This window comes from Mesorhizobium sp. WSM4983 (assembly GCF_029625765.1).
GTDB lineage: Bacteria > Pseudomonadota > Alphaproteobacteria > Rhizobiales > Rhizobiaceae > Mesorhizobium.
Genome location: NZ_JARTVM010000012.1, coordinates 142598 through 156913 on the forward strand (window position 1 = coordinate 142598; position 14316 = coordinate 156913).

At 62.5% G+C, this 14316-nt stretch carries 13 protein-coding genes; 9 read left to right on the forward strand and 4 right to left on the reverse strand.

The window, feature by feature from the left end; all coding sequences use genetic code 11:
• Nucleotides 1–2 precede the first annotated feature (2 nt).
• The gene (gene glf, locus P9254_RS25725; RefSeq protein WP_066993849.1) at nt 3–1139 is read left to right on the forward strand and encodes a UDP-galactopyranose mutase; all 1137 of its coding nucleotides are present in this window, start codon (nt 3–5) and stop codon (nt 1137–1139) included.
• Between the two features lie 9 nt (nt 1140–1148).
• Here glf and P9254_RS25730 read toward each other — a convergent pair whose 3' ends face one another.
• The 4 genes from P9254_RS25730 to ftsZ all read right to left on the reverse strand — a co-directional run bounded on the left by P9254_RS25730 (nt 1149) and on the right by ftsZ (nt 6193).
• On the reverse strand, nt 1149–2327 hold the full coding sequence (locus P9254_RS25730) for a beta-glucosidase (RefSeq protein ID WP_278055569.1): 1179 nt from the start codon (nt 2325–2327) through the stop codon (nt 1149–1151).
• Nucleotides 2328–2423: 96 nt separating this feature from the next.
• Nucleotides 2424–3254 (reverse strand): SIR2 family NAD-dependent protein deacylase, encoded by an 831-nt coding sequence (locus tag P9254_RS25735; RefSeq protein ID WP_278055726.1) that lies wholly within the window; start codon nt 3252–3254, stop codon nt 2424–2426.
• Nucleotides 3255–3445: 191 nt separating this feature from the next.
• The gene (locus P9254_RS25740) at nt 3446–4819 is read right to left on the reverse strand and encodes a hypothetical protein (RefSeq protein ID WP_278055571.1); all 1374 of its coding nucleotides are present in this window, start codon (nt 4817–4819) and stop codon (nt 3446–3448) included.
• Nucleotides 4820–5200: 381 nt separating this feature from the next.
• Entirely contained in the window at nt 5201–6193 is a 993-nt protein-coding gene (gene ftsZ / locus P9254_RS25745; protein WP_067328519.1) for a cell division protein FtsZ, read from the reverse strand.
• Between the two features lie 430 nt (nt 6194–6623).
• Here ftsZ and P9254_RS25750 point away from each other — a divergent pair, with 430 nt between their 5' ends.
• From P9254_RS25750 to pqqE, 8 genes are all read left to right on the forward strand, one after another.
• Nucleotides 6624–7871, forward strand: a complete 1248-nt coding sequence (locus P9254_RS25750) for an ABC transporter substrate-binding protein (RefSeq protein ID WP_127847036.1) — start codon at nt 6624–6626, stop codon at nt 7869–7871.
• 19 nt (nt 7872–7890) lie between these two features.
• Nucleotides 7891–8862 carry a YVTN family beta-propeller repeat protein gene (locus P9254_RS25755; RefSeq protein ID WP_127213790.1) on the forward strand — a complete coding sequence of 324 codons (972 nt, stop codon included), beginning with the start codon at nt 7891–7893 and terminating at the stop codon, nt 8860–8862.
• 79 nt (nt 8863–8941) lie between these two features.
• Nucleotides 8942–9730 carry an ATP-binding cassette domain-containing protein gene (locus tag P9254_RS25760; protein ID WP_127213791.1) on the forward strand — a complete coding sequence of 263 codons (789 nt, stop codon included), beginning with the start codon at nt 8942–8944 and terminating at the stop codon, nt 9728–9730.
• Nucleotides 9731–9741: 11 nt separating this feature from the next.
• The gene (locus P9254_RS25765; RefSeq protein ID WP_278055730.1) at nt 9742–10602 is read left to right on the forward strand and encodes an ABC transporter permease; all 861 of its coding nucleotides are present in this window, start codon (nt 9742–9744) and stop codon (nt 10600–10602) included.
• Between the two features lie 585 nt (nt 10603–11187).
• Nucleotides 11188–12126, forward strand: coding sequence for a pyrroloquinoline quinone biosynthesis protein PqqB (gene pqqB, locus P9254_RS25770; protein ID WP_278055731.1), 939 nt, complete (start codon nt 11188–11190; stop codon nt 12124–12126).
• Nucleotides 12123–12881 carry a pyrroloquinoline-quinone synthase PqqC gene (gene pqqC / locus P9254_RS25775; protein ID WP_095826027.1) on the forward strand — a complete coding sequence of 253 codons (759 nt, stop codon included), beginning with the start codon at nt 12123–12125 and terminating at the stop codon, nt 12879–12881. The genes pqqB and pqqC overlap by 4 nt, the downstream gene beginning before the upstream one ends.
• Complete coding sequence (gene pqqD / locus P9254_RS25780; RefSeq protein WP_127213794.1) at nt 12878–13174, forward strand: pyrroloquinoline quinone biosynthesis peptide chaperone PqqD; 297 nt, start codon at nt 12878–12880, stop codon at nt 13172–13174. Before pqqC ends, pqqD begins: the two co-directional genes overlap by 4 nt.
• The gene (gene pqqE, locus P9254_RS25785) at nt 13171–14292 is read left to right on the forward strand and encodes a pyrroloquinoline quinone biosynthesis protein PqqE (RefSeq protein ID WP_278055578.1); all 1122 of its coding nucleotides are present in this window, start codon (nt 13171–13173) and stop codon (nt 14290–14292) included. The genes pqqD and pqqE overlap by 4 nt, the downstream gene beginning before the upstream one ends.
• Nucleotides 14293–14316: the final 24 nt, after the last annotated feature.

The window sequence follows — 14316 nt, forward strand, 5'->3', positions numbered from 1 at the left end:
CCATGTTCGACTGGCTGATCGTCGGCGCCGGCTTCGCCGGCAGCGTTCTCGCCGAACGCATTGCCTCGCAGCGGGGAGAAAGCGTTCTCCTCATCGATCGCCGCAATCACATCGGTGGCAACGCCTATGACTGCTACGACGAAGCAGGCATCCTCATCCACCGCTACGGGCCGCACATATTCCATACAAATGCGCGGTCCATCGTGGATTATCTGTCACACTTCACGACATGGCGGCCGTATGAACATCGTGTGCTGGCGGCGGTCGACGGAATGCTTCTCCCGATCCCCATCAATCTCGATACGATCAACCGCCTCTATGGTCTCGATTTGGATCCGGTGGAACTGGAAGACTTCTTCGCGTCTCGCCGCGAGACCATCGAGGAAGTCCACACGGCCGAGGACGTCGTGGTCAGCACTGTCGGGCGGGAACTCTATGAGAAATTCTTCCGCGGCTACACCAGGAAGCAATGGGGCGTAGACCCCTCCCAGCTCAGCAAATCGGTAACCGCCCGGGTTCCGACCAGGACCAACCGCGACGACCGCTACTTCGGCGACAGCTTCCAGCACATGCCCGCGAACGGGTACACGCGCATGTTCGAGCGCATGCTCAACCATCCCAATATCAAGATCATGCTGCAGACCGATTATCGTGAGGTCCGGGACCGGATTCCGTTCCGCAAGCTGATCTACACCGGCCCTGTCGACGAATTCTTCGACTGGAGACTTGGCCGCCTGCCGTATCGCTCACTGCGTTTCGAGCACGTGACCGTCGAATGCGAACAGTTCCAGCCGGTCGCTGTGGTCAACTATCCGCAAACGGAGGACTTCACCCGGATCACCGAGTACAAGCATCTGACCGGCCAGAAGAACGCCCGGACAAGCCTCACCTATGAATACCCGACCGACATTGGCGATCCGTATTACCCGGTGCCCCGGCCGGAAAACGAAGCGCTCTACAAGCAATATGAAGCCTTGTCCGCCAGTCGCCCGGATGTCTGGTTTGTCGGCCGCCTTGCGACATACCGCTATTACAATATGGACCAGGTCGTGGGTCAGGCTCTGGCTACTTTCGCCCGCATTCAGAAGACGGTCCCAATTGGAGGCGCCTTGCAGCCGGCAATGGCTGTGCCGGGCTAAAGCCGCTTGCTACTCCGGCATGCAAGGCTGCGTGGATCGAGAATGCTTCTCAAACAGCCTCTGCTGCCTCGCCAGTTCATCGGCCATCGGCTGACGGGTGCGACGCGATCCATCCGCATGGATGACGGAGAAAAGGCCAACTTCGGCGTGGCGTGAATTGTCCCATCCCGGGTAAGCCGTGATCGGATAAAGGCAAATACCCCCGACGGGCGCGCCTTGGTTCATAGCCTCCCGCACCTCGTCGCACACATAGTGAAGCCATGCCGGGCCCCCCGATCCCTCCGCACCTGTCTCTGCAATGTACATCGGCTGTCGGTAGCGCTGGGCGACCTCGACGAGCATTTCCGACAGAGCCCGGTATTCGTGATGCCCCATCGGGATTGTTGGCCCGTGCAGGTACCACTGATTGTGCGGATAGAAATTCAGACCGATGACATCGATGAGATCTTCGCTGCCGCCAAGCTGCGGCTCGACGCGCCCCATCAGCATGTCGTACGCTTCGAACTGTCCCTGTCGGACTTTTTCAGCCGCCCGGATCTCCGCGCGGCTTCGATCGCGCGGCGCGATGTGAATAAGCGGCTCGGCCCAGATGAACCGGCATTCTGGATCCGCTTGGCGCATGGCTCGTATGCCTTGCACGGCAGCCTTGACGAGGTGGCGTTTGAACCAACCCCTTCGCCTTGGGCCGGCCGGTGGAAAATAGCCCACTTCGACTGCCCAGGCGAAGAACGATATCTCGTCGATCGGGCAGACGAGCGCAGGCTTCCCGCTGACGGCCCGATGCAACCGGACAGCTTCCGCTGCGAAATCGGCATAGCGCTCGATCAGCTCCTTCCCGCCCTGGTCAAGATAATCGGGGGTTCCGTAGTGAAAGACGTCCCAGATGACCTGAACGCCGGCGAGATTTGCCGCTTCGATCATCGGCGCCCAACTCGACCAATCGTACACGCCCGGCGCCTTCTCGATCAGGTGCCAGCGTAGCCCGTCACGAACAGTTCTGAGCCCAAGGTTCGCGCAGCCGCGATAGTCGCGTTCTGCGTGAGAATCATGGCCAGTCGCTCGCACGAGATCGAGACGCACGCCATCCTTTCGCCGGTGCGAGGAGCATTCGAAACCGCCCATGAAAAAACTGTCGAATGTGACCGCGCTGGCAGCCGGATTCACGTTTTGGCTAACGGCTTGCGGCACATTCTTACTCCTTGCATTGGCCGGCACGGTCGACCAACGGCCAAACCCTCTTTGGATTGGGCAACTTCTTCGTTCTTGCCGCGTGCTGAACGGCGTTCAGCCCAGCGTGATCTCCTGATCGTTCACAACCTCGGCCAGCCGACTGAGGAAACTCACGAGGCCGACTTCCGGATCGTCGTTGTCGCCTGTGAGCACGGTGATACCCCAACGCCCCAGCACGGCTTCTTCGACGGGGTCTCGGCTCGCCATGAAAATGTATGACGGCGGCCGATCCGCCTCGTAGCCCGAACGGTTCCATGTCTGCCAAAGCCGATGCAACAGCAGCCGGATGTTCAGGTCCGAGAGGCTATAGCCGACGAACAGAACCGTGCTGCCCAGCGCATCGGAACGAAACCGCACATCGAGCGGCGAATCGAAGGATAACCGATCGAGATAGTCGGTTTCCGTAAGGACCAGCGAGGAATCGTCATCGAAGTCGCCGTGGAATTTCACGATACACGCGACGTCCCGGCGAGCCTTCGAGACATCCCGAGCATTGGCCACCTTCACGTATGCGCGGCCGTGTATCTCAAAGGCGACTTCGAGGTTCCGGTCATAGTTGGTGGTGTAGATCACCGGAAAATCCAGCGCGACGATCAGACGATGCAGTTCGGACTCCCGAATCTTCTCCCTCGTCACGGTCCAGTGCCTGTCCATCCAACTGCGCAACGGCCCGATGCTGCCATGCTTGATCCGGTAATACTCGGCCAGGGTTTGGAAGCGATCACGCGGTCTCGCCCCATCCAGGCCGAGTTCGCTCGCCATGCGTTCAATCAGCTTCTCCCAGGAAGGCAGCCCCACGCTCATCGAAACACCAGCTCCGACAAAGAGCACCGCATTGCGCTCTCGGATCGCTTTCGCGAGTGGAATAATCGGGTCCTCGTTCATTGCCGAAGCTGAGCGGGCTGCCGCGGGCGGCGCATGACGCATAACTTCCGAACCCGAAGGTGGATGAAGTGTTCCCCGCTCAGCCGCGAAAATGTAGAAGACCGCCGATACTCCCGGTCGGCCTCGGCAAGGTCTCGGAGCTGCCATCGAGCAAGGCAAAGCAGAGACGGACGAGCTGGCTTCGGTCCCTCTCAGCATCGGCGGATCGCGAGCGCGACATCGGTCGCGAACGGTGGCACCTCCAGCGTCAACCTACCGTGCGCTTGCGCCCGCCATTCCGCCGCTTGCGTGCCGGCCGCAGTATCCCAGCCGACTATGCGGTAGGTACCCGGAGCCAGCCCAGGCAGGACGATCATGACGGGCTCGGTTTGCACGTCGGCCTGCAGCATGCCGTTGGGCCCGATCGTTTCGCGGTGCACCAGCCAGGCCACCGCCTGGGCATCGTCGCCGCAGGCTACCGCCGCGACATCGGGGCGGGAAACCCGCACCCGGCCGCCGAGATGGACACGTCGGAACCGACTCCAGTCGATCAGCGGCAGGAAACCCGCCAGCGAGCGCTGCGCCCGCCGCATGCCGGGTGTGAGCACATGCGGCGTACGGTTCGGCCAGCGCATGCCGCCACCGGCACCGCCGGCAGCCAGGTGCGCCCATTGCATATGGCGGAAATATTCGTCATCGAACGGCTCCGGCAGCGTGATCTTCTTGTCCTTGAAGGTATGGATCGGGCCATGTTCGCTGTCGAGGAACGGCCGGCCATCGCGAGTTTCGGCCAGGGCCTCGCCGACGATCCGCCCCAGGCCGAGCGCCGGGGCCACTGTGTCGCGGGGATGATCGATCGTGCCCTCCTCGTAGATGTGGAGGGAGGCGAAGTCGAGATCCGGATGCCGGAAGATAGGTTCGCGGAGCGGCATGTGCGCCCGCCAGCGAAGCTCCGGTCCGAAGAGCGAAACCGTTTGCGGGTGGGAGCGGCCGTAGAGCGAAATCTCCAGCCGGCGAACGAAAGCACCGAGATCGTGGATGAAGTCGCCGAAATCGTCGGCGCTGCCTTCGGCCTGCTCGGGATGGATCTCATTCCAGAGGTCCCAAGCGAAGAGCGCGCCGCTGCCGCCCCATCTGCGCACCGCGAATTCCAGCCTTGCCTTGATGGCGCGGCGCGTGGCCGTGCAGACCAGAAAGCGCGAGGGCTGATCCAGCACGCCGCCGTTCCTCTGATTATAGGGCTGATGACGCCAGTGCCGCCACTGCCAAAATGTATCGAACGGGGTGAGCAGTATTCTCAAACCGTGCTTTTCACAGAGACGAAAAAGATCGTCCCACAGCCGCACGATAGCAGGAACGAAGCGACCGAGCGGCCGCTCGAAGTAGCGGTGGCGGACCTGAGCATATTCCAGCATCAGCCTGAGGCAGGTGACGCCGCTTTGCTTAAGCCAGCGGAGGTGAGCCTCCACGCCGGCTATGTCCTTGCGCCGGAACAGTCCATTTAGCTCGGGCCAGCTTATCGCGTCATTCTGCCCGATCGGCATCCACGGCTCGCCGTCCTCAGTGGCGAAATACGAGCCGCTCACCGTAATCCACTGCAGACCCGCGGACCGGACAGCGAATACGCCCTCCGCGTCACTGGTCGTGCTTCCCGTTAATCCCGTATTGTCCAAGTGGCTTTCCGGTATTCCCCAAGGCACTCCAAACTGTCTCAGGGGAAAAATGTTCACCGGCGCCGGAGCAAAAATCGCAGCCCGCCCGGGCCTCATCGCCGAGAGAATGGCCCGTTATTAAAGAATGGCCAGCTGATCTGCTCCAGCTTCGCTCGACTGAAAACCCTAGCTAGGATCCGCTCGCCACCATCCCGGCCGTCGGGGCCTGGGCAGGCCACCGAAAGCCAACCAAGTCAAGTCATAGCGACGAGTAGAGATTCGCCGGCGGGATCTCGCCAACCAGGAAGGCCGGCTTCAGGCGATCCTCTGCTGAAGCTGCGGCATGTCTTCGCTCTTCCGCAGACCCGTTGCGACGACCGACACCCGAAACTTTCCGGCCAATGCCTGGTCGAAGATGGCGCCGACGATAATGTCGGCGTCGGCGTCGACCTCTTCCCGTATCCGTGTCGCGGCTTCGTCGACCTCGAAGAGCGTCATGTCCGTGCCGCCGCAGATCGATACCAGCAGGCCTCTGGCGCCCGTCATGGAAGCCTCATCGAGCAGCGGGTTGGCGATTGCTGCCTCGGCCGCCGTCCTTGCGCGGCCCTCCCCCGAGGCCTCACCGGTTCCCATCATCGCCCGGCCCATGTCCCGCATCACCGACTTCACGTCGGCAAAATCGAGATTGATCAGGCCTTCCTTCACGATGAGATCCGTGATGCAGCCGACACCGGCGTAGAGAACACGGTCCGCCATAGCGAAGGCATCGGCAAACGTCGTCCTGGCGTCGGCGACCCTGAAAAGGTTCTGGTTGGGGATGACGATCACGGTGTCGGCGCTTTCGCGAAGGCGTTCTATGCCCTCTTCGGCGGCCTGGGACCTGCGCTTGCCCTCGAACGTGAAAGGCTTGGTAACGACGGCCACCGTCAAAATGCCGGCATCGCGCGCCGCACGCGCAATGACGGGCGCGGCGCCAGTCCCGGTGCCGCCGCCCATGCCCGCCGTGATGAAACACATGTGCGTTCCCGCAAGATGATCCATGATCTCGTCGATGGATTCCTCGGCGGCCGCGCTGCCGACGTGGGGGAGAGATCCGGCGCCCAAGCCTTCGGTCACATGCGCACCCAACTGGATCAGCCGCGGCGACTTCGACATGGTGAGCGCCTGGGCGTCGGTATTGGCGACGACGAACTCGACCCCCTGCAGGCCTTCAGCGATCATGTTGTTGACGGCGTTTCCGCCAGCGCCACCGACCCCCACAACGGTTATCTTAGGTCTCATCTCCAGGATTTCCGGCTTGGCGGTCATTGTGATCTCTCTACGGGACGCAGTGGCTGCGCCAGAGCAACTAGCAAACGAATCAGATGGTCCCGCCAAGATCAGGGAATCAGAGGACAGGCCTCGCCGCAAGGTCAAGCTGAGGGCGTCAAATCGCAAGTTTTGCTTCAGGAGCGCCGTGGTCCGAGCGCAACCTGCGTGAACCGGTGGGGGTGCTGGGGGCGACGAAAGACAAATGGTTCGCCGAAGCAACTCTTCCCTGAGATACGTCCGGGCCGCTTCGGACCGTCGCGCGGCCAGCATCGTTCGGAACTTACTGCGCAGTTGCCGGCAGAGCCGGAGACGTCCTGCTCACGAGGTTGATAAATCCCGCCGGCTCTCTAAGTTCGCCTTGGGACACCTTGACTTCGCGCTGGTCCGGCAAACGATCGGACTTAGGCGCAAGAACGGTGATTTGTCGATGACAAGCGCGGTGTCGGGCACCTTGGCGGCCCTTTTGTGCTTTCTGTCCCTGACCGCTGCTGCTCCGCGTGCGTTCGCCCAGCAACCGACCGTGCAGCCGGCCGGAGCGATCAAGCCGGACGAGAAGACAACCGAAATCAAGATAGGCTATTTACGGGCCTACGCGCCGCGCCTGACGCTTTCCCTGCTGGACGAGCCGCCGCGTGACGAAGGTGTCGCCGGCGCCAATGTCGCCATCGGCGACAACAACACCACGGGCAAGTTCATCAAGCAGAAATTCAGCCTCGATGTCACCGAGATAAAACCGGAAGCCGACGCGGTTCAGGCATTCAACGCGTTGATTGCCAAAGGCGAACGCTATGTCCTCGCGGACCTCTCGGCCAAGCAGCTGCTGTCTATCGCCGACATTGCCCGCGACAAGGGCGTGCTGATCTTCAACGTGGGCGCCACCGACGACAGACTGCGCGAGGAGGACTGCCGCATAAACGTCTTCCACATCGCGCCGACGCGAAGCATGCTCGCCGACGCTCTGGCGCAGTATCTGATGGTGAAGAAATGGCCGAACTGGGTGCTGCTCTACGGCTCGCATGATGAGGACCGCCTCTATGCCGACGCGTTGCGCCGCGCGGCAGCCCGCTTCGGCGGACAGATCGTCGCGGAGAAAGAATTCAAGGATACCGGGACGGCGCGCCGCACTGACACCGGGGCGACGCAGATACAGCAACAGATTTCGGTATTCACGCAAGACCTGCCGGAGCATGACGTGCTGCTTGTGGCCGATGAAAGCGAGGTGTTCGGGACCTACGTGCCCTACCGCAGCTGGACGCCGCGGCTCGTCGCAGGCACGGCCGGTCTTGTGGCATCGTCATGGCATCCCGCGAGTGAACAGTGGGGCGGCATTCAAATGCAAAATCGCTTCCTGAAGACGGCAGGCCGGCGAATGATGTCCAAGGACATGTCGGCCTGGACGGCCGCGCGGGCCGTCGGCGAAGCCACTACGCGCACCAATGGCGACGATCCGAAAAAGATCAGCGATTACATCCGCTCGGACGACTTCTCGGTCGCCGCCTTCAAGGGACAGAAGCTGACCTTCCGCAAATGGAACCTCCAGCTTCGCCAGCCGATCCTGCTTGGCGATGCCAAATCGGTCGTCTCGACATCTCCCCAGGAGGGCTATCTCCACCAAGTCTCCGAACTCGACACCCTCGGCATCGATCAGCCGGAAACGAAATGCGTTCTCAGGTAGCGCCGATCGGGAGGAATTCGTGCAGAGCCGAGCTTGCGTACTCGCCATTCTCGCAACCGGCGTCATGGCCGGCCCGGCATCGGCCTACACGGCCTACGTCTCAAACGAGAAGGACAATACGATCACCGTCGTCGATACGGCGACGATGCAGGTGGTCAAGACCGTCGACGTCGGCCAGAGGCCGCGCGGCATCACAATCTCGCACGACGGCAAGTTCATCTATTTGTGCGCCAGCGACGACAATACGATCCAAATCATCGATACCACGACGCTGCAGGTCGTCGGCACCCTGCCCTCCGGCGACGATCCCGAATTGTTCGTGCTTTCGCCAGACGGCAAGACGCTTTACGTCGCCAACGAAAACGACAATCTGGTCACCGCGATCGACCTCGACAGCAAGCAAGTCAAGTCCGAGATCCCGGTCGGCGTGGAGCCCGAAGGCATGGCCGTCAGCCCCGACGGCAAGACCCTGGTCAACACCTCGGAGACCACCAGCATGGCGCATTTCATCGACACCGAGAGCCATGAGGTAACCGACAACGTGCTGGTCGACACGCGCCCGCGCTTCGCCGCGTTCAAGCCCGACGGCTCGCAGGTCTGGGTCAGTGCCGAGATCGGCGGCACCGTCAGCGTCATCGACAACGCCAAGCGCCAGGTCGTGAAGAGGATCAAGTTCGCGATTCCCGGACTGCGAGCCGAAACCATCCAGCCGGTCGGCATCGCCATCAGCGCCAACGGGAAGAAGGCTTATATCGCGCTCGGCCCGGCGAACCATGTCGCAGTGATCAACACCGAAACCTACGAGGTTGAAAAATACATCCTCGTCGGACAGCGCGACTGGCATCTGGACTTCACCCCCGATCAGAAGACACTGATCACAACGAACGGCAATTCCAACGACATCACTTTCATCGATACGGCGACCGAGGAGCCGGTTCAGTCGGTCACCGTGGGTCAGCAGCCGTGGGGGGTGGTCATATCGCCCAAGTAGAAAAGCAGCCGGAAGATTAGGCCATGAAGCCGGGCCAAAGACGTCGAGCGCGCTAGATAAGCACCCTCAAGGAGCATCCATGCAGCATGCGAGGACGGCGAAAACGGGGACCGGAGCGGCGGCACTCGATGTCGCCGGCGTCAGCCATTCCTATGGCCCGAAGCGGGCGCTCAACGACGTCTCGTTCTCGATCGCGCCGGCGACTTTCACCGCCCTTCTCGGTCTCAACGGCGCCGGCAAGACGACCCTTTTCTCGCTGATCAGCCACCTCTACGACACGCGCCAGGGATCGATCCGCATCTTCGGCCATGACGTCAGCCGTGCGTCCGGCGAGGCGCTCAGGCGGGTCGGCATTGTGTTCCAGGCGCGCACGCTCGACCTCGACCTGAGCGTATACCAGAACCTCTCCTATCACGCCTCGCTGCACGGCATCGGACGGCACGAAGCCCGACAGCGCATTGCAGCGATGATCCAGACAGTCGACATGCAAGGCCGTCAGCATGACAAGGCTCGCAGCCTTTCCGGCGGCCAGATGCGGCGCATCGAGATCGCCCGGGCGCTGCTCCATCGCCCGTCCCTGCTGCTGCTCGACGAGGCGACGGTGGGTCTCGACATCCAGTCGCGCGCGGGCATTCTCGCCACCATCCGCAAGCTGGTCGAAACCGAGGGCATCGGCGTGCTTTGGGCCACCCACCTGATCGACGAGGTTGAAGATGGCGACCATGTCGTCGTGCTGCGGCAAGGTGACCTGGTCGCCAAAGGCAAAGTGGCCGACGTGGTCAAAGCGAGTGGTGCCGCGTCGATCCGCGACGCCTTTTCCAGACTCAGCCGCGGCGAAGCAGCCGGCCAGGCGGAGATCTCGCCATGAGCACTCCCGCAATGCCGGAAAAGGTCGCCGCCGTCACCCCGGTGAAGTCCGACGCGTTCGGCTTTCGTCACTACCTCATCTGCCTCAAAGGCGTCGTCGTGCGGGAAGGGCTGCGCTTCCTGCACCAGCGCGAGCGCTTCATCTCGTCGCTGGTGCGACCGCTCGTCTGGCTGTTCATTTTTGCCGCCGGGTTCCGGCAGGTGCTCGGTGTCTCGATCATCCCGCCCTACAAGACCTACGTGCCCTACGAGGTCTACATCACGCCGGGCTTGTGCGGCATGATCCTGCTGTTCTCGGGCATGCAGTCTTCGCTGTCGATGGCCTACGACCGTGAGATGGGCAATATGCGCATCCTGCTGGTCAGCCCATTTCCCCGCTGGTATCTGCTGGTGTCGAAGATGCTCGCCGGCGTCTCCGTGTCGATCGCGCAGGTTTATGCCTTTCTGATCGTTGCATGGTTCTGGGGCGTCAAGGCGCCGCCGCTCGGTTACCTATTCGTGCTGCCGGCCCTGTTCCTGTCGGGGATGATGCTTTGCGCGCTCGGCATGCTCCTGTCCTCGATGATCAAGCAGCTCGAGAATTTTGCCGGGATCATGAACTTCGTGATCTTTCCCGGCTATTTCGCGTCGCCGGCGCTCTATCCTTTGTGGCGCATCCAGGAAGCGAGCCCGCTGCTTTACAAGCTCTGCCTCGCCAACCCCTTTACCTATGCCGTCGAGCTGATCCGCTTCGCCTTCTACGGGCAGATCGATTGGGTGTCGCTGGGCGTCGTCGCCGGCTGCACCCTGCTGTTTCTCGGGGGGGCCATCATCGCTTATGACCCTTCGCGCGGACTGATAACCCGCAAACAAGGCGCGGGAGGAAACGGTTGATGGAACGGATGCGCCTGGTTCGCAGCCTGGTGCGGCTGTCATGCTCATGCCCCACGCCGGCGCCACGGCCGCGAACACCGATCCGGACTGGGCCCTGCATGCAGCGCAAGGTGCCGCAACTGGTCGCCGGGGTGAGCTTGATCGAACGGGAGAGACACGAAGCTAAGGAACTCATCCCTGAGCTAGGCAGTTGTGTTTTGTTCCTGGGTTTTGGCTGTTTGAGAACCCAGCGTTTCATTTGTCCGTTTGTGAGGTGATGGATGAGCCATTGCATTGCCCGCAATGGCGCCAATGAGGGCAGGTCCCTTCGGGCTGGCTAAAGAGGAGAATGCAATGAAGAAGAAGAGCTGGAAGAAACCGACGATGTGCCAGGTTGCCGCGGGCTTCGAGATTTCGCGGTATCTGCCTGCTGAAACGCCTCCCAGGAAGTAGGCCGCAGAGCTGCGTGTCCCTGGCTGTGGGGGCATGCATCCCCTTGCCGCTTGAGGTCGTCGAGACGGGGGCTGCCGCGGGAAGCGCGGGCGCGAAGCCGTTTGCCACCGAGAATTTGGCGCCGGTCAAATGGGCCGCAGAGCAGGCATCGCCATGCGCGTGAAGATCATAGGATCGGCGGCGGGAGGCGGCTTTCCGCAATGGAACTGCAACTATCGCCTGAGCCGCTCGGCTCGGAGCGGCATGGCCGGCGTGCATTCGCGGACCCAGTCGTCCATTGCCGTATCGGCTGACGGGACAGGCTGGGTTCTGTTCAACGCGTCGCCCGACATTGGCCGGCAGATTGCGCAAACGCCCGAACTGCAGCCCGCGGCCGATGCGCCGCTGCGCTCGACGCCCATCCGCGCGGTCGTGCTGACGAATGGCGACGTCGACCATGTCGCCGGCCTGCTCAGCCTGCGGGAGCGGCAGCCCTTCGCAATCTATGCAACGGCACAGGTGCTGGCGACGCTGGCGGCGAATTCGATCTTCAACGTTCTCGATCCGGCGATCGTGCCGCGCCGCCTTCTGGCGCCAACGGAGCAAGTGGCGATCTGCAACGCGGACGGCCAGCAGACCGGCGTGGTCGTCGACGCCTTTCCCGTGCCCGGCAAGATCGCGCTCTATCTCGAGCAAAGAGGCGATCCAAGCGCCGATTTCAGCTCCGACACGGGCGCCACGATCGGCGTGCGTATCAGCGGGGCTGGAAGTCGGACTGCTTTCTTTTACATTCCCGGCTGCGCGGGCATCGATGCCGCCCTGCGCACGCGTCTGGCGGACGCCGCCTGCCTTCTGTTCGACGGCACTGTCTATACAGACGACGAGATGATCATCGCCGGCGTCGGCCAGAAGACCGGTGCGCGCATGGGGCACATCGCAATGTCTGGAGAAGCGGGTTCGATCGCCGCCTTGGCCGATGTGAGGACCGGCCGCCGCGTCTTCATCCACATCAACAATACCAATCCTGTTCTCGACGAGAGTTCCGCCGAACACGCGGCGGTCAGAGCGGCTGGCTGGGAAATCGGGAGCGACGGAATGGAGATCGAACTTTGAGCGACTTCCACGACGCGGCGCGACATGGTCTGTCCAAGAGCGAGCTCGAGGCCGTGCTGCGGCAGGTCGGCGCCGAGCGTTATCACAACCGCCATCCCTTTCATCACAGGATGACCAGTGGCGTGCTGACGAAGGCCGAAATGCAGGCCTGGGCATTGAACCGCTACTGCTACCAGGCCGTCATTCCGCGCAAGGACGCCATGATCCTGGCGCATGCCGAGGATCCGGCGTTTCGCGCCGCCTGGCGCAAACGCATCGAGGATCACGACGGCGAGGACGGCTGGAGCGGCGGCATCGCGCGCTGGCTGCATCTGGCGACCTCGCTCGGGCTCGATGCCGAAGCCGTCAAGAGCGAAAGGCTGGCGCTGCCGGCGACCCGCTTCGCCGTCGGCGCCTACCTTTCCTTCTGCACGAACCGCACGCTGCTCGAGGCGGTGGCATCGTCGCTGACCGAGATGTTCTCGCCGATCATCATCGGCGAGAGAGTGCCGGCGATGCTGGCCAAATACGACTACATCACCGACGACACGCTGGCCTATTTCAGCCGGCGGCCGGAACAGGCGTCGCGCGACGCCGACTTCGCCCTCGCCTATGTGCTGAGCCACGCCGACACGGCCGAGCGCCAGCAGCGGGCGATCGATGCGCTGGTGTTCAAATGCGATATATTGTGGGCGATGCTCGATGCACTTCAACATGCCTATGGCGCGCCGGGAAACGTCCCTCCGGGCGCCTTCCAGCCGGAGGCAACCCGATGATGGCGCTGCGCGAGAGAGCCATCGTCTCCTTGCAATCAATGCCATCGCTGCCGAGGCACGTGCGTATTCAGTACGACCCCGTGCGGCAGGCCTTCGCCGTGCTTTCGCCGGAAAAGGTATTCTGGCCGAACGATATCAGTCTCGACATATTGCGCCGCTGCGACGGGCGGTCCGCGGTCGGCTACATCATCGCTGGTCTTGCGGCCGATTACGATGCTGAACAGGAGGCCGTAGCGGCCGATGTCATCGCCTTCCTGCAGGAATGGTCGGACAAGCTGTTGGTGAAGCTATGAGCGAGCCGCTTCTGCCTCCGATCGGCATGCTGGCGGAACTGACGCATCGCTGCCCGCTGCAGTGCCCTTATTGCTCCAATCCGCTCGAATTGCTCAAGGCCGATCGTGAGCTCGACACCCAGACCTGGCTCGATCTTTTCTCGCAGGCCGCCGATCTCGGCGTTCTGCAGGTGCATCTGTCGGGCGGCGAGCCGACGCTGCGCCGCGATCTCGAGCAATTGATCGCCGGGCTTTCGACGCGCGGCGTCTACAGCAATCTCATCACCGCCGGCATCAACATTGCCGAGGGCCGCATCGAGGTCTTTGCCGAAGCCGGGCTCGACCACCTGCAGCTGAGCTTCCAGGGCGCCCGCCCGGCGACGACCGACCGTATCGGCAACCACAGCGGCAGCCACGAAAAGAAGCTGGAGACGGCACGCCGCGCCCGCGCGGCCGGGCTGCCGCTCACCATCAATGCGCCGATCCATCGCCACAACATCGAGGAAGTGCCGGAATTCATCGACCTGGCTCTTTCGCTGGACGCCGAGCGGCTCGAGATCGCCAATGTGCAGTATGCCGGCTGGGCGCTGGCCAATCGCAATACCCTGATGCCCGAACGCGCCGCCGTCGAACGGCAGGTGGAGATCGTCGCGGCGGCGCAAGCACGGCTTGCCGGCGTCATCAACATCGATTTCGTCCCGCCGGACTATTTCGCCGTCTATCCCAAGCCGTGCATGGGCGGCTGGGCGCGCGACGCCTTCATGGTGACGCCCGACGGCACGGTGCTGCCATGCCATGCCGCGCAGACCATTCCTGCGCTCCGCTTCGAGCGTTTCGGAGAGCGCTCGCTGTCTGAGATCTGGACCGATTCACCGGCATTCAATGCCTTTCGCGGTACCGAATGGATGCTGGAGCCGTGCCGAAGCTGCGAGCGGCGCGAGATCGATTGGGGCGGCTGCAGATGTCAAGCGATGGCGATTGCCGGCGATGCCGCTGCAACGGATCCGGTCTGCATCAAATCGCCGATCCATGCCCGGGTGGGCATGCTCACCGATGAAACGCAGCGCCCCGCGGCAGACAATGCGGCGGGCGAACCCTTCATTTACCGTCGGATAGGAGCTGTGGCGGAGCTCGCCTGACCGTCTTCTCGTAGGTGGTCCCCA

Excerpts from the sequence above, each read along its gene's own strand:
- P9254_RS25765 (WP_278055730.1), top strand. The coding sequence starts at position 9,742 with ATGCCGGAAAAGGTCGCCGCCGTCACCCCGGTGAAGTCCGACGCGTTC.
- P9254_RS25735 (WP_278055726.1), bottom strand. The coding sequence starts at position 3,254 with ATGAACGAGGACCCGATTATTCCACTCGCGAAAGCGATCCGAGAGCGC.
- pqqD (WP_127213794.1), top strand. The coding sequence starts at position 12,878 with ATGATGGCGCTGCGCGAGAGAGCCATCGTCTCCTTGCAATCAATGCCA.
- P9254_RS25750 (WP_127847036.1), top strand. The coding sequence starts at position 6,624 with ATGACAAGCGCGGTGTCGGGCACCTTGGCGGCCCTTTTGTGCTTTCTG.
- pqqB (WP_278055731.1), top strand. The coding sequence starts at position 11,188 with ATGCGCGTGAAGATCATAGGATCGGCGGCGGGAGGCGGCTTTCCGCAA.
- ftsZ (WP_067328519.1), bottom strand. The coding sequence starts at position 6,193 with ATGACCGCCAAGCCGGAAATCCTGGAGATGAGACCTAAGATAACCGTT.
- glf (WP_066993849.1), top strand. The coding sequence starts at position 3 with ATGTTCGACTGGCTGATCGTCGGCGCCGGCTTCGCCGGCAGCGTTCTC.
- pqqE (WP_278055578.1), top strand. The coding sequence starts at position 13,171 with ATGAGCGAGCCGCTTCTGCCTCCGATCGGCATGCTGGCGGAACTGACG.
- P9254_RS25760 (WP_127213791.1), top strand. The coding sequence starts at position 8,942 with ATGCAGCATGCGAGGACGGCGAAAACGGGGACCGGAGCGGCGGCACTC.